General features: G+C 46.9%; 18 protein-coding genes. 12 read left to right on the forward strand and 6 right to left on the reverse strand.

Annotated features, from left to right (window positions below; all coding sequences use genetic code 11):
* The first annotated feature begins 13 nt into the window (after positions 1-13).
* The 12 genes from GO493_RS25885 (at position 14) to GO493_RS25940 (ending at position 12,686) form a co-directional block, all read left to right on the forward strand.
* Complete coding sequence (locus GO493_RS25885; RefSeq protein ID WP_157309140.1) at positions 14-1,306, forward strand: MATE family efflux transporter; 1,293 nt, start codon at positions 14-16, stop codon at positions 1,304-1,306.
* A gap of 22 nt (positions 1,307-1,328) precedes the next feature.
* Positions 1,329-2,558 carry a glycosyltransferase family 4 protein gene (locus tag GO493_RS25890; protein ID WP_157309141.1) on the forward strand — a complete coding sequence of 410 codons (1,230 nt, stop codon included), beginning with the start codon at positions 1,329-1,331 and terminating at the stop codon, positions 2,556-2,558.
* Positions 2,559-2,577: 19 nt separating this feature from the next.
* A complete protein-coding gene (locus GO493_RS25895) occupies positions 2,578-3,933 on the forward strand; it encodes a hypothetical protein (protein WP_198315829.1) in 1,356 nt (451 codons plus the stop codon).
* A gap of 22 nt (positions 3,934-3,955) precedes the next feature.
* Positions 3,956-4,975, forward strand: a complete 1,020-nt coding sequence (locus GO493_RS25900; RefSeq protein WP_157309142.1) for an acyltransferase family protein — start codon at positions 3,956-3,958, stop codon at positions 4,973-4,975.
* A gap of 4 nt (positions 4,976-4,979) precedes the next feature.
* Positions 4,980-6,152: a glycosyltransferase gene (locus GO493_RS25905; RefSeq protein ID WP_157309143.1), complete on the forward strand. Its 1,173-nt coding sequence runs from the start codon at positions 4,980-4,982 to the stop codon at positions 6,150-6,152.
* Positions 6,153-7,286, forward strand: a complete 1,134-nt coding sequence (locus GO493_RS25910; protein WP_157309144.1) for an XrtY-associated glycosyltransferase XYAG1 — start codon at positions 6,153-6,155, stop codon at positions 7,284-7,286.
* Positions 7,287-7,291: 5 nt separating this feature from the next.
* Positions 7,292-8,158 carry a glycosyltransferase family 2 protein gene (locus GO493_RS25915; RefSeq protein ID WP_198315830.1) on the forward strand — a complete coding sequence of 289 codons (867 nt, stop codon included), beginning with the start codon at positions 7,292-7,294 and terminating at the stop codon, positions 8,156-8,158.
* On the forward strand, positions 8,155-8,610 hold the full coding sequence (locus tag GO493_RS25920; RefSeq protein ID WP_157309145.1) for a VanZ family protein: 456 nt from the start codon (positions 8,155-8,157) through the stop codon (positions 8,608-8,610). The genes GO493_RS25915 and GO493_RS25920 overlap by 4 nt, the downstream gene beginning before the upstream one ends.
* A 5-nt stretch (positions 8,611-8,615) precedes the next feature.
* Positions 8,616-9,200, forward strand: a complete 585-nt coding sequence (locus GO493_RS25925; RefSeq protein WP_157309146.1) for a WcaF family extracellular polysaccharide biosynthesis acetyltransferase — start codon at positions 8,616-8,618, stop codon at positions 9,198-9,200.
* A gap of 22 nt (positions 9,201-9,222) precedes the next feature.
* Positions 9,223-10,470, forward strand: a complete 1,248-nt coding sequence (locus tag GO493_RS25930) for a WcaI family glycosyltransferase (protein WP_157309147.1) — start codon at positions 9,223-9,225, stop codon at positions 10,468-10,470.
* 21 nt (positions 10,471-10,491) lie between these two features.
* Entirely contained in the window at positions 10,492-11,877 is a 1,386-nt protein-coding gene (locus tag GO493_RS25935; RefSeq protein WP_157309148.1) for an undecaprenyl-phosphate glucose phosphotransferase, read from the forward strand.
* Between the two features lie 134 nt (positions 11,878-12,011).
* Positions 12,012-12,686 (forward strand): histidine kinase, encoded by a 675-nt coding sequence (locus GO493_RS25940; RefSeq protein WP_157309149.1) that lies wholly within the window; start codon positions 12,012-12,014, stop codon positions 12,684-12,686.
* 143 nt (positions 12,687-12,829) lie between these two features.
* On the opposite strand, the gene GO493_RS25945 is transcribed toward GO493_RS25940, so the two are convergent.
* The 6 genes from GO493_RS25945 to nirD all read right to left on the reverse strand — a co-directional run bounded on the left by GO493_RS25945 (position 12,830) and on the right by nirD (position 22,700).
* On the reverse strand, positions 12,830-14,356 hold the full coding sequence (locus tag GO493_RS25945) for a malate:quinone oxidoreductase (protein WP_262885986.1): 1,527 nt from the start codon (positions 14,354-14,356) through the stop codon (positions 12,830-12,832).
* 128 nt (positions 14,357-14,484) lie between these two features.
* Complete coding sequence (locus tag GO493_RS25950) at positions 14,485-15,966, reverse strand: rubredoxin (RefSeq protein WP_157309151.1); 1,482 nt, start codon at positions 15,964-15,966, stop codon at positions 14,485-14,487.
* Between the two features lie 2 nt (positions 15,967-15,968).
* Positions 15,969-19,520, reverse strand: coding sequence for a nitrate reductase (locus GO493_RS25955; protein WP_157309152.1), 3,552 nt, complete (start codon positions 19,518-19,520; stop codon positions 15,969-15,971).
* 5 nt (positions 19,521-19,525) lie between these two features.
* On the reverse strand, positions 19,526-20,824 hold the full coding sequence (locus tag GO493_RS25960; RefSeq protein WP_157309153.1) for a NarK family nitrate/nitrite MFS transporter: 1,299 nt from the start codon (positions 20,822-20,824) through the stop codon (positions 19,526-19,528).
* Between the two features lie 31 nt (positions 20,825-20,855).
* Entirely contained in the window at positions 20,856-22,226 is a 1,371-nt protein-coding gene (locus tag GO493_RS25965; RefSeq protein WP_157309154.1) for an alginate export family protein, read from the reverse strand.
* Between the two features lie 99 nt (positions 22,227-22,325).
* Positions 22,326-22,700, reverse strand: coding sequence for a nitrite reductase small subunit NirD (nirD, locus tag GO493_RS25970; protein ID WP_157309155.1), 375 nt, complete (start codon positions 22,698-22,700; stop codon positions 22,326-22,328).
* Positions 22,701-22,725 lie beyond the last annotated feature (25 nt).

The raw sequence follows: 22,725 nt of genomic DNA on the forward strand, positions 1-22,725 counted from the left end.
GTTATAGCATTATATGCGGAGAGTATTTAATCAACTATCGGAAAATCCGAAATACAGCAAGGCATTTGAATGGGTGAAGCTTGTTACTATGACGGGATCTGCCCAGATCCTTATACAGGTGATAAGTCTTGTGAGCGGTATCCTTGTGATACGTATGCTGCAGCCGGAAGAATATGCTTTATATACATTAGCCAATACATTGCTGGGAACAATGTCTATACTGGCAGATGGCGGGATCTCGACCGGTGTAATGGCGCATGGCGGGAAAGTGTGGCAGGACCGTAAAGAGCTGGGAATAGTAATGGCTACAGGAATGGACCTGCGCAGGAAATTTGCTGTAGGCAGCCTGCTGGTTTCAGTGCCTATCTTATTATACCTGCTCATGCATCATAATGCGAGCTGGCTGATGGCAACGCTGATCATTCTCTCCCTGATACCTACCTTCTTCATGGCCTTGTCCGGCACCTTGCTGCAGATAGCGCCAAAATTAAGGCAGGATATTGCGCCTTTGCAGAAGAACCAGGTACTCATGAATATCATGAGGCTGGCATTACTGATGCTGACCATTTTCGTGTTTCCCTGGGCTTTTGTGGCCATCCTGGCAGGAGGTCTGCCACAGATATGGGGAAATATCAATCTCCGGAAAATTTCCTCTCCGTATGCCGACTGGCACCAGCCTCCTGACCCACAGATCAGGAAGGATATCCTGAAACTGGTGAAGCGTTTGCTGCCTATGGGTATCTATACCTGTCTTTCCAGTCAGATCACTATATGGCTTATTTCCATTTTCGGTACTACAAGAGGGATAGCTCAACTGGGTGCGTTGGACAGGTTATCTATGGTTATCAGTTTCATCACAATAATGTTTGGTACTGTTATCCTGCCAAGATTTTCCCGGTTAGCGAATGACAGGGGCCTGTTATTGCGCCGTTTCCTGCAGATACAGGGGGGATTGGTGGTGCTGGGCATTTTCATTGTACTGGCGTCCTGGATATTTTCTTCCCAGATACTGATGGTGCTTGGTCCCAACTATATGGGCCTGAACAGGGAAGTAGTGCTGAAGATGATCATTGCCTGCCTGGCCATTATTGCGGCGTCGACGTTTTCTCTTTTTACCAGCAGGGGCTGGGCTATCAACCCGTTTATTTCAATACCTGTAAGTATCGGTTCTACTATACTGGGTATTATTTTTCTTGACGTATCATCTGTAGGAGGAGTACTGGTAATGAATATCATGATAGAAGTGATACAGGTGGCGATGTACACTACCTACAGTCTTATAAAGATTTACAGAGTAAACGGATAGTTAACCATTCATAGAATAATACATGGTCATAATTTCTCACCCAACCGGAAATGCAAATGTAAGGGCCGCGGTAGCGGGATTGGCTGATGCTGATCTGTTGTCTGGATTTTATACGGCTATTGCTTCATTTCCAGGTAGTACTCTTGACCGCCTGGGTGGAATAAAATCTTTGTCGGAAATACGCCGCCGCCGGTTTGAATCAAGGCTGCAGCCATTTGTAAAGACCTGGCCCTGGTGGGAGCTGGGAAGGTTATTGTCTGCAAAAGCAGGCCTGGCCGGACTTACCAGGAATGAGACCGGGATCTTTTCTGTAGATGCTGTGTATCACAGTATAGACAGGCGGCTTACTTCGCAGCTGACAGGGATGGCAGAGAAAGTGAATGCAGTATATGCTTATGAGGATGGAGCGATGTACACTTTCCGCGAAGCAAAAAGACTTGGACTGAAGTGTTTATACGATCTGCCTATTGGCTACTGGCGTACTTCACAACGACTGCTGGGGCTTGAAAGAGAGCGGTGGCCGGAATGGGGCAATACAATGAGGGGGCTGACATCTTCTGAAACCAAGCTGTCACGTAAGGAGGAAGAACTGAAACTGGCTGACAGGATCTTTGTTGCCAGCAGTTTTACAGGTAAAACGCTGAAAGATTACCCGGGCAGACTGGGACCGGTAGAAGTAATACCATATGGATTCCCGGCTGTGAACGGCAGCAGGGAATATGAAAAGATATCCGGAAGGCCTTTGCGGTTGTTATTTGTGGGTGGTTTATCACAGCGTAAAGGTATTGCAGACATGTTTGCGGCGGTAGATAAGCTGGGCGATGCTGTAAGTCTTACAGTGGTAGGCAGAAAGGCAACGGAAGACTGTGCACCGCTGAATGCGGCACTGGCAAAACATAAGTGGATACCCAGCCTGCCGCATGCAGAGATACTTAAGACGATGAGAGCACATGATGTGCTGCTTTTCCCTTCATTATTTGAAGGATTTGGCCTGGTTATAACAGAGGCAATGTCGCAAGGCACGCCGGTGATAACGACAGACCGTACTGCCGGTCCTGATCTCATTACAAACGGAGAGAATGGCTGGCTGATAGAAGCCGGATCTACAGAATCATTATACAATACAATAACAGGATTAGTGCATGCCCCAGACCAGATAGCAAAAGCAGGCCTGGCAGCCATGGAGAAGGCGCGTAGCCGGCCATGGGAGGTTTATGGGAAGGAACTGGCAACAGCAATTTTAAAAGCTTAATTATTACGTATCAGTAAAGATGGGATACCAGGATAATACATCACTGGCTGCGAGGAAGAGTGCGGCGGCATCCATGCGATATCAGCGACTGAATGACAGGGCATCAGAGAAACTGATGTTACGCCTGAAACAGGGTGTATGGCTGTATTTTCTGTTGCTGGTATTTGAAGGCGCCCTGAGAAAATGGTTCCTCCCTTTTCTGGCTTCTCCTTTGCTGTTGGCACGTGAGCCGGTTGCCCTGTGGCTGATAATAATAACCTGGCACCGGGGAATGATCCGTCCTTCCAATTATATGACATTAATGGTTATTACAGGCGTGATAAGCCTGATAGCTGCTGTGACGGTAGGACATGGTAACCTGTTTGTTGCGCTGTATGGCGCCCGTATCCTGCTCATACATTTCCCCCTGATGTTTGTAATAGCGAGCATTTTTACAAAGGAAGACATATTGCAATTAGGAAAGGCAACGGTTATCATAGCTATACCCATGGCTATATTGATCACGTTGCAGTTTAACAGTCCGCAGTCTGCCTGGGTGAACAGGGGTGTAGGCGGCGATATGGAAGGCGCCGGTTTCAGTGGGGCAATGGGCTATTTCCGTCCGCCTGGAACATTTTCATTTACTAATGGTACTACATTGTTCTTCAGTTTTGCTGCTTCATTTATATTTTATTTCTGGCTGAAGAACGAGGGTATTATCAAACGCTGGATATTGATAGCAGCTACATGTGCATTGATATTTGCTATACCGGTCGCTATCAGCAGGGCCTTACTTTTCCAGGTAATTATCACCGTGCTTTTCCTGGCATTTGCAGGTTCCAGTAACCCGGAGTATGTAGGGAAGCTGATAGCGGCGGCAGTAGGGTTGGTGCTGGTGATGGTAATACTCAGCCAGACAAGCATGTTCAGTGCTGCTACGGAAGTATTTATGTCACGTTTCACGGATGCTAATGAAAGTGAAGGTGGTCTTGAAGGGGTTTTCCTGGACCGTTTCCTGGGAGGAATGATCACAGCCCTGACGTCGTCTTCTGAAATGCCTTTCTTTGGATATGGCCTGGGGATGGGTACAAACGTGGGGGCGATGCTGTTGTCAGGGAACAGGACCTTTCTGATTGCAGAAGAAGAGTGGGCCAGGACTATAGGTGAGCTTGGACCCATACTTGGTCTGGGCGTTATTTTTATACGTGTGGGACTGGCATTTAACATGCTTACCCGTTCACTGCGCAAGCTGCGTGGAGGGGATGCGCTGCCATGGATGCTGCTAAGTGCAGGATTCCTGCTGGTAGCGCAGGGTGGCTGGAGCCAGCCTACTGCCCTGGGCTTTTCTGCTTTTACCGGCGCGCTGATCCTTGCTGCATTACGTGACAATGATTAATCTCATATCATATCCTAAAACCATGACCAATACAACAAGCGGACCTGCCAGAGTGGGATGGATCGATGCGCTGAAAGGCATTGGCATTTTAACAGTAGCGGCCGGGCATATATTCCCGCATCCGGTTGCAAAATACCTTTATATATTTCATATGCCACTGTTCTTTTTCATAGGTGGTTTTTTATTTAAACCTTCTGAAAACAGCAGGGAATTCTTCACAAAAAAGGCATTTCACCTGCTGGTGCCATATGTGGTTTTTCTCTGTCTTATATATGTGCCATGCGAGGTCAGCGAGTACCTGGATAACAAGGAATCACTGAAGGAAGCATTTGCCCGGCCCGTGCTGGGAGGCCGTTACCTGGTAGGATGGTGTGCTGTGTTCTGGTATATAACGTGCTTTTTCCTGGTGCAGCAGCTAATGAACTACCTGGTGAATAATGTAAAGAGAACGTTCATTGCCTGGTTAATGTTTGTGTGCCTGCTTATCAGCTATGCACTGAACAGATGGTTGCCATCTTTCTGGTTACCATGGAATGCAGATGTGGTGTTTGCAGCAATTCCCATCTTCTATACCGGCTATCTTTATAAGAGTTGCCAGTCAGAGATGGCAAAATTTAAATGGGTATGGATATTAATGATGGCAGGTGCATTTGTACTTACCTGGTACTATCCGGAAAATATATATGAAATGAAGAGTGGCCGTTATGGAATTCCATTCGTCACACTTCTTTCAGCTCTTATGATCATTTTTGGTTTGATAGAGATAGCAAAGCTGACAGAGCATTCCGTTTTTGTCAGCAAACCATTGAGTGAGCTGGGAAAAGCATCGATGATAGTGATGTACCTGCATCAGCCGGTACAGCTCATAATGCTTGAACATCTTTCCATTACCAGTCCGGTATTACGTTTCCTGGTTGCAGTAACAGTATCTATGGGAGGCTATTACCTGTTAAACAATATGGAAATAGGCCGTGCACTCTTTTTAGGATCGATAGCAGACTTTAGGAAGATCTTCGGGCGAAATAAATTAGCAACGGTATAATCAGATGAACATAGTTTTTTTTACGCATCCTTCCTTTCTCGGTTCACAAAGCATGCCCCGGTATGCAAAATGGTTGTCGGGAGGAATGGAGAGCCGCGGACATAAAATAGAGTTATGGTCACCGGAGCCGGTATCATACAAAATGCCGGTACCAGGTCCATTGAAAAAGTGGATGGGATATGCTGATCAGTACATCATCTTTCCTGCGGCAGTAAAAAAGCGTATCAGGGATTGTGGGGCAGATACTCTTTTCGTTTTTACAGACCATGCTTTAGGGCCATGGGTGCCACTGGTAGCAGACAGGCCACATGTGGTACATTGCCATGACTTCCTTGCCCAGCGCAGCGCAGCAGGGACTATTGAAGAAAATCCGACCAGCTGGACAGGGCAGCGCTACCAGGCATATATCCGCAATGGGTACAGGCAGGCACAGAACTTTATTTCCATTTCCGGCAATACAAAGCAGGACCTGCACCAGTTCCTGGGTTTCACACCGGAGGTGTCTGAAGTAGTATATAACGGTCTTACACAATCATTTACTCCCCAGCAGGATGTAGAGGTTCTGAGAGCGCAGCTGGCAGGACAGACGGGGATAGACCTGGCAAAAGGCTACCTGCTGCATGTGGGCGGTAATCAATGGTATAAGAACAGGAGAGGAGTGGTAGAGATCTATGACGCATGGCGCTCAAAGACAAAACAGCAATTGCCCTTGCTGCTGATAGGCGCCAGGCCTAACAGGCAGCTGGAAGAAAGGATAGCTTCTTCCATATATAAACAGGACATTCATACACTGACAGGAAAGGACGATGCTTTTGTGAAGAAGGTCTATTCCGGTGCTACGGTCTTCATCTTCCCTTCCCTGGCTGAAGGATTTGGATGGCCTATTGCAGAAGCGATGGCTTCAGGCGCTCCGGTTATCACTACGGAAGAAGCGCCAATGACGGAAGTAGCAGGTAACGCTGCTTTCCTGTTACCAAGAATGCCCCGCCAGATGGCCGATATAGCGGCATGGGCACAGAACGCGGCAAGTACGGTAGAACGTATCACCACCATGCAACCGGAAGAAAGAGCCACAGTAGTGGCTGCCGGTATTGCCAATGCAGAGAGGTTTGATGCTGCGCTTGCACTGAACAGGATTGAAAATATTTACCGGCAAATACTGGAAAAAGATAACTAGATGAATATCCTTCATATAATCCCCTCTTACAAACCTGCATATGTGTACGGAGGTCCTATTTACTCCAGTTCAGCCCTGTGTGAGCAGCTGGTGGCAGATGGGCATAAAGTAACGGTGATCACCACTACTGCCAACGGGAAAGATGAACTGAACGTACCAACGGGTGTGGTACAGCAGGTAGATGGTGTGGATACAGTTTATTTTAAACGGTACACAAAGGACCATACGCATTTTACACCAGGGCTGATATGGTTCCTGTTCCGTAACATTAAAAAATACGATGCAGTACATATCCATTCCTGGTGGAACCTTGTAAGCATCTTCACTTTACTGGTTTGTTTTGTGAGAAGGGTAAGACCTGTTGTTTCTCCGAGAGGAATGCTGAGCGATTATGTTATTCAGACAAACCATAATTTTCAGAAGAAGGTGATACAGGGGGTGGTAGGTAACCCCTTACTGTCGAAGGTGAAATTTCATGCTACGTCATTTGCTGAAGTGAACGAGATAAAGAAACTCTATCCCTCGTCTCAGGTGGCTGAGATCTTCAACTTCGTGAATGTTCCTGAGCTGACCGACATAGGAAAGAACGGAGGTTCCCAGGAAGAGCTCAGGTTGCTTTTTTTAAGCAGGGTGGACCCTAAGAAAGGTCTGGAGCTTTTATTTGAAGGATTGAGCAAAGTAGCTTTCCCTTACAGGCTGACCATAGCAGGGCCGTACAAGGATGAATACAAACAGCAGCTGGAACAGCTTACACATACACTGGGTATAGCTGGCCGTATTACGTGGGCAGGCCCTGTTTACGGTGATGCGAAATTCAAACTGCTGCGTGAACATGACCTGATGGCGCTGACATCCTACAATGAAAATTTCGCCAACATCGTAATAGAATCGCTCGGTATGGGAACACCTGTGCTGATCAGCAATATGGTGGGACTGAGCAGATATATATCAGACAATGATCTGGGCTGGGTATGTACTATTGACCCGGAAAACATCAAAGACACACTGAATAAAGTGTACAGTGAAAGAGGCCGGCTGCCGGCTATGTCTGCAGCGGCGCCGGTGCTGATGAAGCGGGATTTCGACAGCAAGGTGCTGGTGAATAAATATATCGAATTATACAAGTCAAAATAATAAAGGTGTCCAACTCTATTACAGTCGTTATCCTCACATTCAATGAGGAAAAACACATTACACGGTGTATACAGAATCTGAAAAAGGTAGCAGAGAGGATCATCATTGTAGATAGTTTCTCGACAGACCGTACAGTTGAAATTGCGAAGCTGCTGGGTGTGGAAGTTTTTCAAAGGGCCTGGCCCAACAATCATTCAGACCAGTTCAACTGGGCGTTGGATAACTGTAACATCACCACCACATGGACTATGCGCATGGATTGTGATGAATACCTGCTGGACGAGCTGATAAATGAGATCAATGAAAAGATCCCTAAGGCCAAACCTGAAACAGGTGGTTATATCATTAAACGCAGGGTGATCTTCATGGATAAATGGATGCGCTACGGAGGCTTCTATCCTCACCGCCTGCTGCGTATCTGGCGTACAGGTACGGCAAAGCTGGAAGAGAGGGCAATGGATGAACACGTGGTACTGGAAAAGGGAGAAACGGAAAGTCTGGAATATGATATGGTAGATCATAACCTGAATGATCTTACCTGGTGGACGCATAAGCAGAACAACTATGCATCGAGGGAAGTGAAGGACCTGCTGGACATTGAGCAGCGTACAGTATCTTCCAATAACGTAGACGTTTCGCTGACAGGCGAGCAGGCGTCCAGGAAAAGATGGATCAAAGAGAAAGTATACAGCAAGATACCATTGTTCATGCGGCCTTTCTTTTACTTCATCTATCGTTACTTCTTCCTGTTCGGGTTCCTGGATGGTGGCGCCGGTTTGGTATGGCACTTCTTACAGGGGTTCTGGTACAGGTTCCTGGTAGATGCCAAGATGTATGAATTTAAACGCAATAACAGATTAAGGCAGGGATGAGATTAGAAAAGCGTAAGGTAATATTTGCATTGGTCGTTTACTTACTGGCATTGATCTATGTCGTGTTCCTTGAGCCATCGAGGACCGGTGGAGAGCACTACAGTGCGCCAAGATGGATACCTCTGAAAGGTACCTATGAAATGATGATTGAGGCAGGTAGTTCCCGCTATTACTGGAGTCTTTTCCTGTTGAACCTTTTCGGAAATATCCTGCTGTTTATGCCTCTTGGTTTTTTGGGAGGGGCTTTGTCTGGCTTTCCTGCCAATAAATTCAGAATAGTTGTTATTGCCTTTTTACTGAGCCTGAGTATTGAACTGTTACAGCTTACGTTAAAGATAGGCGTTTACGATTCTGATGATGTCCTGCTGAACGTGCTGGGCGCTTACCTGGGACTCTGCCTGTTTCACAGGTTTGTAGCAAAGAATATTATAGATACTTATAAAAATTCCTGATAATAATGAACAATTTTTACTTATCACAGTCGCAGGTACGTCTGAAGGATTTTGATGCTTCAGAGGGGCTTGACCGTGGTGCAGGGAAATTAAAGGAAGTTACCTGGTACATGGTGAAGATGTTCTTCTTCATGACTGCCTTTCCGGTACCTTCCGGCATTAAAGCCCGGCTTTTGCGCATGTTTGGTGCAAAGGTAGGACGTGGTGTAGTGATCAAGCCGAGGGTTAACATTCATTTTCCATGGAAACTGGAGATAGGTGATGATGTGTGGCTGGGGGAGGAGGCATTCCTGCTCAATTTCGAGCCTTTACAGATAGGCAGTAATGTGTGTATTTCACAGCGTGCATTTATTTGCGGAGGTAACCATAACTACAGGGAGCCATCTATGCCTTACAGGAACGGACCTATTGTACTGATGGACGGCTGTTGGATAGGCGCCTGCACGTTTGTAGGGCCGGGAGTGACCGTTGGAGTAGATACTGTGATCAGTGCAGGCTCTGTAGTAACTGCTTCTGTAACATCAAACGGAGTGTTTAAAGGTAATCCGCTGGTGTTTATAAAGCCGAGGTGGGCGTTAACAGAAAAATAGAAATAGAAATATAGCAACCCTTATGTCGAAGCGAGTATTACTGATAGGAGGTAATTTTTCTCCGGAACCAACAGGTATAGGCAAGTACAACGGTGAAATGATCAAATGGCTGGCAGCACAAGGTTATGATTGCACAGTTATTACCAGCTATCCTTATTACCCCGAATGGAAGGTACAGCCGCCATATGATAAGCATAAGAACTGGTATAAGAAAGAAGTGACGGAAAGCAATGCACAGGGAGGGAAGATAACAGTTTACCGTTGCCCGCAGTATGTGCCAGGCAAGCCTTCGGGGATGAAACGTATCATACTGGACTTTTCATTTTTTACGTCTGCTTTCTTCAAAGTTATACAGTTATTACCCCGTAAGAAATTTGATGTGGTAGTTGCCGTGGTGCCGCCTTTCCACCTGGGATTACTGGCAGTACTGTACAAGAAATTCAAAGGAGCCAGATTCCTTTACCATATCCAGGACATGCAGATAGAAGCAGCAAGAGATCTGAATATGATCAAATCTCCGCGGCTGATAAAAATGCTGTTTAAGCTGGAGCGTTACATCTTCAGACAGGCGGATGTAGTGAGCAGTATTTCTGATGGTATGATGCGTAAGATAGGAGAGAAAGCCGGAAAGGATATCTTTTTCTTCCCTAACTGGGTTGATGTGACTTTGTTCCATCCACTGGAAGGAAAGGCTGCATTGAAGACAGGATATGGGTTTGCCGCAACAGATAAGATCATTCTTTATTCCGGTGCTATCGGCGAAAAGCAGGGGCTGGAAGCTATCCTGCATACAGCAGATACATTGCGTGCAGATAAGCACCTGAAGTTCCTGATCTGCGGTTCAGGGCCTTATAAGGAAAAGCTGAAAGCAATGGCAGAATCTATGGACCTGGAAAATGTGATCTTCTTTCCTCTGCAGCCATTTGAACGTTTTAACCAGTTCCTGAATATGGCGGATGTGCATCTGGTGATACAGAAAGCCAATGCAAGCGACCTGGTGATGCCTTCCAAGCTGACAACTATACTGGCTGTTGGCGGTCTGGCGCTGATCACTGCAAACAACGGCACCAGTCTGCATGACCTGGTAAGCAGGTATAACATGGGCATACTGGTTAATGCAGAAGACCAGCAGGCACTGACAGAAGGAATTGTCAGGGCAGTACAGGACAATGTATCAGATATTGCCATGAATGGCCGCTCTTATGCTGAAACCCACCTGGCTGTAGGGAAGATCATGTCACGCTTTGAAGAAGCAGTGGTAGTTAGTTAACGTATTTCAACCTTGTCAACTATGTTGGACAGATATCTTAAAATATGCAGCATCCAGATCCTGGTACTGGATTTTGTCTGCCTGAACGCATTTTTCTTTTTGACTCACTACTGGACACAGCAGAACGGTATACCTGTTGACGTAAACAAAGATACCTTCCTGATGGCTTCCAACCTGTCATGGATAGTTGCCCTGTACACAACCGGTATCTATTTTATGAGCCAGCAGATGTCTGTAGAAAGGATTGTGAAAAAGCTGATGCAGAGCCTTATGCTTTACATACTGCTGATGCTGATCTTCGTTTTCCTTACCAAGGAAGCATATAACCGTATTTTTATTGCTTCTTATTGCATATTGTTTGTGATAGTGGTGCTGATGGACAGGTTGTTCTTCTATATGCTTACCAATTACATCCTGCACAGAAAAGAAATAGAGCGCAAGGTTGTGATAGTAGGCTATAACGACCTTTCCAAGCAGCTGGTAGACAACCTGCAGAGCCGTAAAAGCAATCTTCGTTTTGAAGGTTATTTTGAGGAATCCAGCAATGTGCATGAGCTTTCTTACTATCCTGTGATAGGTAGTCTGCAGGATTGTATTCCTTATGCACAATCAAACAACATCAAGGAGATCTATTCAACATTATCTCCTGAGCAGTTTCCTTACCTGTACACGCTGGCGCATGAGGCCGAGAAGCACTTTATCCGTTTCCGTTTTGTACCGGATTTCAGGATGTTTGTGAACCGCCAGATCTATGTAGATTACCTGGATAATATTCCTATCATTTCGCTGCGTTCGGAGCCACTGGACGATATTGCCAACAGGATCAGGAAACGCATGTTTGACCTGCTGTTCAGCGCAGGTGTAACGATCTTTATACTGAGCTGGCTGATACCTTTGCTGGCATTGCTGGTAAGGCTGGAATCCAGGGGGCCGATTTTCTTTGTGCAACACCGTACCGGCCGTAACAATAAAACATTCAGGTGTCTTAAGTTCAGAAGTATGTATGTGAACAATGATGCCAACTCGAAGCAGGCAACAAGAAATGACCGTCGCTTTACACGTATAGGACGTATCTTGCGTAAGACGAATCTTGATGAAATGCCGCAGTTTCTGAATGTGCTTTTGGGTGATATGTCAATTGTTGGTCCGCGTCCGCACATGCTGAAACACACGGAAGAATATTCTGCTATTATTCAGAAATATATGATACGTCACTTCCTGAAACCTGGCATTACAGGCTGGGCGCAGGTAAATGGCTATCGTGGCGAGATCACGGACGAACTGCATCTGCGCAAACGTATAGAGCATGACATATGGTATATGGAAAACTGGTCTGTATCTCTTGATCTGCGCATTATTTTTCTTACTGTGTTTAACACGATTAAGGGAGATAAGAATGCATTTTAACATTCCTTATAGCATATTTTACTGATATTAGTAAGAATATTGATAGAAAAGAAAGCAGCTTAAGTGTTATTTTTACACTCCGGTAGTCAGGAGAAACCGGAGTCAACTTCAGGGGAGCCTGTAAACATCGTTTAATGAAAACTTCTGTGTCTGCACATAATTTCCTTGACGACAACCGGCTGATAGAGGACATTTTTCATGAGTTGAAATCTATTATAGCAAGTATCCTGTCCAGCGTAGAACTTATAGTGTTATATGATGGAAAGGCAATGGGGGGGAAGATCACACGCCAGGCAGAGGCGATAAAATCGCAGGTAATAGAGCTGGATTTTCAGCTTCAGAATATACGGATCATACAGCAGATATTAAGTAAGTCTTACAAGCCAAAAAAGAAGGCAGTAAACCTTCAGTTTTTCTTAGGACAACTTATACGTGAAGAACCTTATACCAGCCTGCTGATGCCTGTATCAGAATTACCGGCAGGCAAAGTAGCAGCCGATGCTTATGTAGATGAACCTGTGCTCCGGCAGCTGATTCTGAACCTGTACTTTTGGATGAACCGGCATTCGACAACCCATACCAAGCCTAAATTAGTATTTAGTTTTGAAGATGGACATTTCCTGGTAAGGGGAACGTTTTATGCCAACTATATTTTTCCTTCTTCCAATAAGGGGGAACATGATCTTCTTCACCAGCCCATATGTTACCTGATGTCGTACCTGGCTTCTCTGCATGATGGCACATTTGAGGTGTTGGCTGAGCCTGAGAAGAATGTGGTGGTGATGGTGAAGATACCTGGTAAACTGTGATGGTTTACCCACGAATTTCGTCTCTTAGAAACAATAAGATAAGGTTAAAACAAAAGGGGATATATCCATATCCCCTATTCTATTTAAAAAGAAAACGCTTTTGCCGAAGGCAAAAGCGTTAAAAGAAAATATCTTAAACGTTCCTATACTTTCTCGTTATGCCTTAACTCCAGCACTACATTAGACCATTCTCTCACCTGTTCCAGCAACGTTGGATTATTAGCAAGCGTTTGTCCATAAGATGGGATCATCTGTTCCAGTTTATCTTTCCATTCCTGGGTCTGCAACCTGGATTTAAAACACCGTTCCAGTAATTCCAGCATAATAGACACCGCTGTGGAAGCACCGGGAGATGCGCCCAGGAGGGCAGCAATAGAACCATCTGCAGAACTTACCACTTCAGTACCAAATTCCAGGATACCGCCATGTTCCGGATCTTTCTTGATGACCTGTACGCGCTGACCGGCGATCTCCAGTTCCCAGTCTTCCATTTTTGCAGTAGGCAGGAAGGCCTGTAATGCTTCCAGTCTTTCTTCAGGAGATTGTCTTACCTGGTCTATCAGGTATTTGGTAAGTGGAAGATTATCCAGGCCTGCTTTGATCATAGGCTTGATATTATCGAATTTGATAGATCTTGGAAGGTCCAGCCAGGAGCCATTTTTCAGGAACTTGGTAGAGAAACCTGCATATGGACCAAAGAGAAGGGCCTTCTTACCGTCAATCACACGGGTATCCAGGTGAGGCACAGACATGGGCGGAGCGCCTACTGAAGCTTTACCATATACTTTTGCGGCATGTCTTTCAATGATCTCAGGATTTTTGCAGATCAGCCATTGCCCGCTTACAGGGAAACCGCCAAAACCTTTACCTTCTTCGATATCAGACTTTGCCAGCAAGGGGAGAGAACCACCGCCGGCGCCTATGAAAACAAATTTTGTATGTAATTTTCTCCTTTTACCGGTAGCGAGGTCTTTCACTTTAAGGTACCATCTGCCGTCTTCTTCCTTTTCTATATCGCGTACTTCATGGTTAAGATGTAGATGAACACCGTTTTGTTCCTGCAGATAGGAGATGAGTGAGCGGGTGAGTGCACCGAAGTTGATATCAGTACCGCCTTCCATACGGGTAGCAGCTACTTTCTCTGATGGATCGCGTCCTTCCATCACCAGGGGAATCCATTCACTGATGGTTGCGGGATCTTCGGAATATTCCATTCCTTTGAAGAGGTTATTACCTTCCAGCGCCTGCTGACGTTTTTTAAGATACTCTACGTTTTCTTCTCCCCATACAAAGCTCATGTGAGGAACGCTTTGTACAAATTCTTCCGGCGATTTAATGCAACCTTCCTGTACAAGATAAGACCAGAATTGTTTGGAAACTTCAAAGGACTCTGCGATCTTGATAGCTTTACCAGTCTCGATCTTTCCATTCTTCTCAGGAGTGTAGTTCAGTTCGCAGAAAGCGGAATGTCCTGTTCCTGCGTTGTTCCATGCATCCGAACTTTCACCTGCTATGACATCCAGCCTTTCGAATATCTCAATGGTCAGTTCCGGTTGTAATTCTTTCAACAGTACGCCTAGCGTTGCACTCATTATGCCCGCACCGATAAGAACGATGTCAGGCGCCGATTTAGGAGACATATTTTTCTTTTTACGCGATTTGCACCGCAAAAATAATACTAAATACGATAGCTGTATAACGTTTTAGTAGTTGTTTAAGCTCTTTTTATGATAAAATAATTGCATTTTCCGGTGCAAGATAGCGCCAGAGGGCATATTCGAAAAATGCAAATGTATTGTTAATCCTGTGCGTCCGCGAGCCAGCCAAGGGAAGCTGTATTGGTGATAATGAAATCAGCGCCCGGGGCTCCGCAAAGGGAGCAGGAGTAGCCGGAAGGCAGCTCTGAGAACGGTGTTCCGGCAGAAACATCCTGCTCAGGATCGCCGGTGGCTTCATCATATACAGTAAAGCAATGCGGGCATTGGTGTATCTGCCTGCCCGTAGGAGCTGCGCCTGTAACTGCCTGTTTCCCTGCTACATAGTGCAGCAGCGGATCTGTAGTAGCATTGCTCTCATAGAAATGGCGGCAAAGGGAAGTAATGTAAGGCCCCAGGTGTTCTTTGGCCACTCCTGTACGGTATGGCACCAGGTTACCTGAGTTAGGATTAAAATCGGCCGTATAAAGTATATCATACCGTTGCAAGCCCTTCAGGCGGCTTTTATTCTTGCTCTCCTGTTTGCTGATCACGATAGAGCCGAAGTGATTACTGCCCGGGTTCATCCTGACCCCAAAGCATAAACCGTAGGTACGTACGTCTGCGCTATCAAAGTGGCGGATGATATGCCGCTTGATAACAAGGCCGTCTTCATTATTATCTTCCACCAGCCAGTTCAGCTCGTTGGCGGCATGGCGTACATTGATACCGTACTTGCCCAGCAGGTAGTCCCACAGTTTCCTGTGAGCGGGCGCTATATGCCTTATGATCAGCGATTTCCAGGAGGTGACATACAGTTGCCCGGTCTTTGTTTCCAGGCAGATAGTACAGAGATTGATGAGGAAAGGAACGGGAAATCCTTCATCCCTTCGGTATATTCCCAACCACCATGAGTTATTGTCCTTATTGAAACCTTCATAGTAAGGCAGGTGGAAAGGAGGGAGCTCCAGTTCTGACGACAGGTTACTGTCGGCATAGTCCAGTTTTTCCTTTACCAGTGCATACAGGTTTTCATTGCTGATGTTTTCATTTGCCGCCAGTATAGATTCAATACAATAGCTCAGCTGACCAATATTGTTCGTGTATACGAGCGATGGCCATGCAAAGAGGCGGCTGCTTTTCGGGAAGCGGATAAAAAGGTGCCAGTAATGCGCGGGACCGGCTGCTATCCAGTTAATGTGTCCTGAAAAGAAGGGCGTGAAGGTTTGTCTGCTATCGCAGATATTGATCTTCAGGGCGGGCATGTAGTCAAACATGTCAAACACATCCTTGTAAATACCTTCACTCAGCCAGCTGTCTGTAATGAAGATACCGGCGCCCGGATAAGAGCTTGTGATGTTAGGCACGGCTCCGTACGGATGGCAAACTATCTTACGCAGTGCGCAGCTTTCTTCGAACTCGTCAAGATATTTTACCGGTACTTCCAGCAGCAACTGCTGACGCAGGCTGAACCGTACTTCGGTAACCCTGGCTGCTGCTGCTATCTCGAGTACGGATAGCAGGTAACCGGGAGAGATGATCCCGCCGGTAAAGTTGATATTGATTGTCTGTGTTTGTTTTACCATGATTATACCGCTTGCAATACAAGCCCCGCTTCTTCTTTCTCTTTTTCTGTTTCCCTTTCCAGTATAGCTTTGATCTCGGATTTGCAGCTTCCGCAGCCCAATCCCGCGCCTGTAGCCTGGCAAAGGCTATCCAATTGCTGAATGCCTTCATTTATCTTTCCGCAGATGTTGCCTTCTCCTACATTGCCACAGCTGCATACCAGTTTCCCGATAACAGGTGTGGCCTTTTTGCCGGAGCGCAGCAGCTGCAATCTCTTATCTGAAAGTTCTATCCTGTTGGCAATAAGGTCCCTGAATTCAAGGAATTCTGATTTATCACCGATAAGGATAGCTCCCACGAGGCGGTCATTATGAATAATACATTTCTTATAGTAACGCTTAGCTTTATCAATGAATACTACTTCTTCATAAGCAGGATCTGCCGGGGTTTCTGTAAGTCCCAGTGAACAGATATCTGTACCATGCATCTTCAGGATGTTCATGAAGAGAGAACCCTGGTAATATCCTGTAAGGTCTCCTGCCAGGTAGCGGGCCACTACAGAGGCCTGTTGTTCTGCGGCTGCGGTAATGCCATAAAGCGTGCCGTTGAACTCTGCTATTTCACCAATGGCATAGATATCGGGATCGCTGGTCTGCAGGTATTCATTGACCTCTACGCCACGCTGACAGTTCAGCTGTATAGCCCTCGCAAGTTCTATATTGGGAACAGTACCTATGGAAAGCACTACTGCCTGACAACTTACATGGCGGCCGCTCTTAAGGCGGATACCGTCTACTTTCTTCAGGCCGGTAAAGCGTTCTATTTCATCGTTGAAGATAACCTCTATACCCCTGTCTGTCAGCTCTTCAAACAGCAGCTGGCTGCCCAGGGCATCCAGCTGCCGGTCCATCAGTCTTGACGTACGCTGTATAACGGCAACGTCTATACCTATTTCTCTTAGTGAAGCAGCCAGTTCAATACCCAGTAATCCACCACCGGCAATCATCACTTTTCCTTCGGAGGGTTGGATATGTTTTGCAAAGGAGTCTGCGTCAAAGCGGCTGCGCATAGTGAAGATCCCTTTCAGCGGGGGAGTGTCTTTCAGTGTGGCAGCGCGGCTACCCATTGCCAGCAGGAGCACATCGTAGGTGTGTACCTGTCCTTTACTGTCGGTAACGGTTTTGTTCTGTTTATCTATATCCACGATACTGACACCCCTGTGCAGGTCGATGTTCAGTGATCTTTCTTCTTCATCAGACATTTTGACCAGCTGTTGCCATTGCTGTGCACCGCTGATATAATCAGGCAGCATCACACGGTTATAGAATGGCTGGTCTTCTTTGCTGAATACGGTGATACTGTCTGTTGTATTCAGTGAGCGGTATGACTTTACAAAGCCGCAGGCGCCAGCGCCGGCGCCTATGATAATGATCCGTTGTACCTGTTTCCTGTAAGGCTGTACCTCAACGGCGGCAAACTTCAGGTCAGGTTGTTTGGAGATCTTATCTACCAGTGTATGTGTCAGGTTGTTAGCCCTGTTCAGATCGTTGTTGAGTATTTTTCCCCAGTGCATAGGCAGGAATACCACACCTTTTTTAATGCTGGTGCTGAGCTGTGCCTTTACCCTTACCTGTCCGTTACCATTGAAGATCTCTACGATATCGTCAGCGCGGATGCCTCTTGCGGCGGCGTCCAGCGGATGTATTTCCAGCAGGGGAGCGGGGATATGCTGTTTCAGTTTACTGACCTTACCTGTTTTGCTCATAGTATGCCACTGATCGCGTATGCGGCCGGTGGTGAGAATAAGCGGGTGTAAAGGATCTGGTGGAACTGATTTATTACCATCTTCAAATGAATGTATGATGGCTTTGGCAGAAGGTGTATAGAACCGGTGATCTGTAAAGAGCCGTGGCGTGCCGGCATTCTCAGTGCCTTCAGGGAAGGGCCATTGCACGGAACGTTTTTGCTGCAATATGTTATAATCCAGTCCGCTGATATCTATGCGCGTACCTGTGGTGAGGCGGCAATGCTCTTCATAGATCTCTGCCGGTGTGTTATAGTCAAACCCGTGAAAGCCCATCTTCTTTGCAAAGCGGCAGATGATCTCTGCATCAGGCAGTGCTTCTCCGGGAGCGTCGTTAACTTTTTGCAGATGAGTGATACGTCTTTCTGCATTGGTCATAGTGCCTTCCTTCTCTGTCCATGCGGCCGCAGGCAGGATAATATCTGCATAGCGCAGTGTTTCAGGTTTGGAAGAGATTTCCTGTACTATTACCAGTTTGGCCTTTGCAAGTGCAGCTTCAGCTTTGCGGGCATCGGGCAGGCTCACAAGGGGATTGGTGCACATGATCCAGATGGCTTTCAGTCTGCCGTCTTCCAGGGCTTCAAACATTTCTGTGGCTGTAAGCCCTGGTTTTTCTGAGAGGGGAACACCGCCCCAGAACTCCTGTACTTCTTTGCGGTGTGCAGGATTGTCGAGTACGCGGTGAGCTGGAAGGAGGTTGGCCAAACCGCCCACTTCCCTTCCGCCCATTGCGTTTGGCTGACCGGTGAGCGAGAAAGGCCCGCTGCCCGGTTTACCTATATGGCCAGTGATAAGGTGAAGGTTAATAAGGCTGAGATTTTTATTAACACCTACCACACTCTGGTTCAGTCCCATGGTCCACAGGGTCATGAATCTCCTGGATTTTCCGATGAGAGCGGCAGCTTCACGGATAGAAGATTCAGGTATATCGCAGATAGCGGCGGCACTGGCAATGCTGCGCTGCATTACGGTTTCCCTGTAGCGCTCAAACCCTTCTGTATGTTGCTGAATGAATGTATGGTCAGTATGTCCCTGTTCTATCAGCAGTCTGCCAATAGCATGATGCAGCACAATATCTGTTCCCGGCATCACCTGCAGGTGCAGGTCTGCCAGCGCGCAGCTTTGTGTAACACGGGGATCGCTGACAATGATCTTCAGGGAAGGGTTTGCTTTTTTAGCAGCTTCCACCCTGCGCCAGAGAATGGGATGGCACCAGGCAGGGTTGGCGCCGGCAACGAAGATGCAATCTGTCAGTTCAATATCATCATAGTTGCCGGGCACGCTGTCTTCTCCCAGGGCCAGCTTGTAGGCAGCTACGGCGCTGCTCATACAGAGGCGGGAGTTGGTATCTATATTATTGCTGCCAATAAACCCTTTGATGAGTTTATTCACCACATAGTATTCTTCTGTCAGGCATTGACCGGAAGCATAGAAGGCTACTGATTCCGGCCCATACTTTTCAATGATCTGGCGGAAGGCTGCTGCTGCGCGGTCAAGCGCCTGGTCCCATGAAACACGCTGCCTGGGCATATGTCGGTGATAGCGCATTTCAGGGTAGAGCAACCTGTCTGAAGTGTCCATAACCGTATAGTGCAGGTTCATGCCTTTAGAGCAGAGCATGCCTCTGTTTACGGGATGGTCTTTATCGCCTTCCACACTGATGTTTCCCTGCCTGTCCCTGTTCACTATTATGCCGCAGCCAACACCACAATAACAGCAGGTGGAACGATAACTTCCGGCAGGGAGTTTACTATGTTGATGAGTTGACATGGTCTTTATTCTGCAAAGGCTACTTCGCCGGATATAGCATCCTGCTCGTCAGCCGGTTTTTTATTGAATCTTGTGATCAGTACTATACACGATACCGCGATAACGATACAGCCTATGTAGCTGAATGCCTGCACGTAGGTAATAGATTCTGATTTGAAGAGGAAGCCGAACATCATACCGCCAAGGTTACCGCCTGCACCAACTATACCACTTACCAGTCCTACATTCTTTTCATTTACGAAAGGAACAATGCCGTAAGTGGCGCCATTGGCCATTTTCAGGAATAAAGCGAAGGAGAGCATGCTTACAATAGCCAGTGCAAGAGAACCAGCCTGCGCAAAGAGCAATAATCCTATGCCTTCCAGCAGCAATACGATAGCCAGTAAGATACCTTTACCTTTCATACCGAATTTTCCGCCAACCTTATCTGATACGATACCGCCCATGGCCCTGGCAAAGATGTTCATGAAGCCGAAAACACCTGCCCAGAAACCTGCGTTGCTCTGGGATAGATGGAAAGTATCAACGAAGTGAAGGGCAGCTACGTTGTCGAAAGTGATCTCCATACCGAAGCACATACCATAAGCCAGGGTAAGCGCCCAGATGCGCCAGTCAGCCAGGACAGACCAGTCTGTTTTGCTCTTGCTGCTGCTGCGTTCAATCTCATCATAGTTACCTGCAGGAGTATCTTTTGTAAAACGGTAATACAGCCATGCTACTATAAGCATCATAACACCAGGCAGTATCATGGCATAGCGCCATGCTTCATGTTTGGTGAAGCCTGCGCCTACAATGGCAGCAAAGATGAGCGGCATTACCATGTTGGTAACACCTCCACCCAGGTTGCCCCATCCGCCGGTAACGGCATTTGCCGTGCCTTTGATATTGGGAGCAAACATCATGGAAGTATGGAACTGTGTAATTACGAAAGAAGCGCCTATAACGCTGATAGCAAGGCGGAACAACAGGAACGTTGTATAGTTGCTTGCCAGCCCTACAAGGAAAACGGGCAGGGAGCCTGCTATCAGTAATCTTATGGCTGTTTTACGGGGCCCCCATGTATCGCAGAGACGGCCTATAATAAGACGTGCGATGATGGTACCGGAAACGGATGCAATAATAATGTTACCGATCTGGGGCTTTGTCAGTCCCAGGTCCTCACGGATAGTTGGCATCAGCGGAGCAAGGCCGAACCAGCCGAAGAAACAAACAAAGAACATCAGCCAGGTGGTGTGAAACGTACGCATCTGCACCGTGTTGATGGTGAAGAGGGGAAGTTTAGTGAGCGGTTGTGTTGAATTCATAAATTTCTTTTTGATTTTGGATTGATAATTTTTACTTCAACAGCATTTCCGGTCTTATGCTGATCATGAGATATGCCCAGTTACTATTACTCTGAGCGTTGGCTATGTTCTTAACGGCAGCGGACGTAAGAGATGAAGTATTCCAGAAGTGGCTGTAGCCGGCTTCGAAGGAAATGACTTTGGTAAGGGAATAGGAGGCTACCAGGTCAGCTTCTGTACCAAACCGTTTGCTTAGTGAGCCAGCTGGTGTGGTGCTGTTGTCAGGCACTGTAGAGGCGCTGAAGAATTCATGTACATCTGCTGTAAGCTGGAATTTCTGGTTGGGTTTATATTTTGTTTTCAGGTAGTAGTCCTGCAGGCCGCGATTGCCGAAACCACTGGCTACATAGAAGTAGTCCATATATCCCCAGAATTTATGAGGTGTGCCGTAGAGCGGATCAAAGGCGTGGCTTTTTGTGCTGTTCACAGAGTTGCCGGAAGTAAAGTCCGCTCCAAGTCCTGCGCTGAATTGCTGAGTAAGTGCGTATTGAAAAGAGGCAGATAATAGACCCGCGCTCAGTTTCTGTGCGCTTGCATTCTTACCGAACTGGTAATAACCGGAGGCTGTTACAGAGAGCCTGTTAAACTGTTCTGTGAAATAAAGCCCTGTGGTCATGCGGGTGTTAACTCCCTGATCCCATATCTTAACACTGGCGCTGTCCAGGTGAAAGCGGGAGAACTGATCGCTGAGGAAGAGGAAAGAGATACTGCCTTTGTTGCCGTTTAATTTCTTTCCGGCATAAAGGTACTCCAGGCTTTTGTACATGCTGCCGCCGTTGGTGGTGCTGGTATAGTTGCCGGGAGGAGTAGGATTGTAGGTTGTACCGGCGGCGTTTTCTTTATTCTGGTTAAAGGCGGCCCCCAGATGCAGCATATACGGGCCACTTTCATACTTCAGTACGGCCGCATCGTGCCGGCGGCCTTGCTGAAGCCAGTCAAGGTTACCCAGCAGGCGGCTGTCATCATACAGTAATTCCTGTCTGCCTATTTTAAGTGAAAGGTTTTTGTTCTTTACAGTAGTGTCAAGCAGCATGATCTCTGCCCATGCTTCATGAACCAATAATCCATTGTTGTCTTGTGTAGTGGTGCGGTTGATCGTAGATACGTCCTGTCCCCATACACGAACGTCCTGTACAGTGAAGCCCAGTTTAAAGCGGTATCCGCTGAAGCCAGCGAAGAGGCGGGTACGCTGGGATGTAAAGAGCGCGGGAGAAGATCCCTTTGGCAACGGGGCAGATTGCCCGTCGCGCAGTTCTGTGCGTGTTCTTAATTGTGCCCCAATGGTCAGCTGTGCGTGTGCTGATCCGATAAAAATGCAGCAGAAGAGGATAGCGCACGCTGTTCCGGAAAGTAATTGTTTCATGAATCCAGGTTGTTGTGAAGAAAGTGAATACGAAATGCCCGCTATTCCCTGAAGTTGTTCACTGTTGTAGGTATCTTTCCCGTTAAGATACGTGTGAGCTCAGCATTCCGAAGCACCGTCAACACCGATGTAGACCCGATCGTTCTCTATCCTGACAGGATAGGTGGTGATGGCACATTCTGCCGGGTCGGAGATACATCTTCCGTCTTTCAGTGAAAAGGTTTTTTTGTGGAAGGGACAAGCTATTTTAGGTTCTCCTTCCTGTGTGCCGGTCATGCCTCTGCTGAGGGCCATCTGACGGCGGTGAGGACATTCGTTCTGGGAGGCGTACCATTCGTTCCTCCTGGCAAAGCGGAAAAGCGCGATCTGCTCTTCTCCGTATTTGACACATACTCCTCCGTTGGCCGGTACGTCCTGGACATTGCAGGCATAGAACCAGGTGATGGCATTTTCTGTAGCGATGGTAGTGGACATAAGGATATGTTTTTAACGATGATTT

The sequence above is a fragment of the Chitinophaga tropicalis genome (genome assembly GCF_009758205.1).
GTDB lineage: Bacteria > Bacteroidota > Bacteroidia > Chitinophagales > Chitinophagaceae > Chitinophaga > Chitinophaga tropicalis.

Bases quoted from the DNA above. Each gene is read 5' to 3' on its own strand.
- GO493_RS25895 (WP_198315829.1), top strand. From the start codon at position 2,578: ATGGGATACCAGGATAATACATCACTGGCTGCGAGGAAGAGTGCGGCG.
- GO493_RS25950 (WP_157309151.1), bottom strand. From the start codon at position 15,966: ATGGTAAAACAAACACAGACAATCAATATCAACTTTACCGGCGGGATC.
- GO493_RS25910 (WP_157309144.1), top strand. From the start codon at position 6,153: ATGAATATCCTTCATATAATCCCCTCTTACAAACCTGCATATGTGTAC.
- GO493_RS25965 (WP_157309154.1), bottom strand. From the start codon at position 22,226: ATGAAACAATTACTTTCCGGAACAGCGTGCGCTATCCTCTTCTGCTGC.
- GO493_RS25930 (WP_157309147.1), top strand. From the start codon at position 9,223: ATGTCGAAGCGAGTATTACTGATAGGAGGTAATTTTTCTCCGGAACCA.
- GO493_RS25885 (WP_157309140.1), top strand. From the start codon at position 14: ATGCGGAGAGTATTTAATCAACTATCGGAAAATCCGAAATACAGCAAG.
- GO493_RS25940 (WP_157309149.1), top strand. From the start codon at position 12,012: ATGAAAACTTCTGTGTCTGCACATAATTTCCTTGACGACAACCGGCTG.
- GO493_RS25890 (WP_157309141.1), top strand. From the start codon at position 1,329: ATGGTCATAATTTCTCACCCAACCGGAAATGCAAATGTAAGGGCCGCG.
- GO493_RS25960 (WP_157309153.1), bottom strand. From the start codon at position 20,824: ATGAATTCAACACAACCGCTCACTAAACTTCCCCTCTTCACCATCAAC.
- nirD (WP_157309155.1), bottom strand. From the start codon at position 22,700: ATGTCCACTACCATCGCTACAGAAAATGCCATCACCTGGTTCTATGCC.
- GO493_RS25920 (WP_157309145.1), top strand. From the start codon at position 8,155: ATGAGATTAGAAAAGCGTAAGGTAATATTTGCATTGGTCGTTTACTTA.
- GO493_RS25935 (WP_157309148.1), top strand. From the start codon at position 10,492: ATGTTGGACAGATATCTTAAAATATGCAGCATCCAGATCCTGGTACTG.
- GO493_RS25900 (WP_157309142.1), top strand. From the start codon at position 3,956: ATGACCAATACAACAAGCGGACCTGCCAGAGTGGGATGGATCGATGCG.
- GO493_RS25905 (WP_157309143.1), top strand. From the start codon at position 4,980: ATGAACATAGTTTTTTTTACGCATCCTTCCTTTCTCGGTTCACAAAGC.
- GO493_RS25925 (WP_157309146.1), top strand. From the start codon at position 8,616: ATGAACAATTTTTACTTATCACAGTCGCAGGTACGTCTGAAGGATTTT.
- GO493_RS25955 (WP_157309152.1), bottom strand. From the start codon at position 19,520: ATGTCAACTCATCAACATAGTAAACTCCCTGCCGGAAGTTATCGTTCC.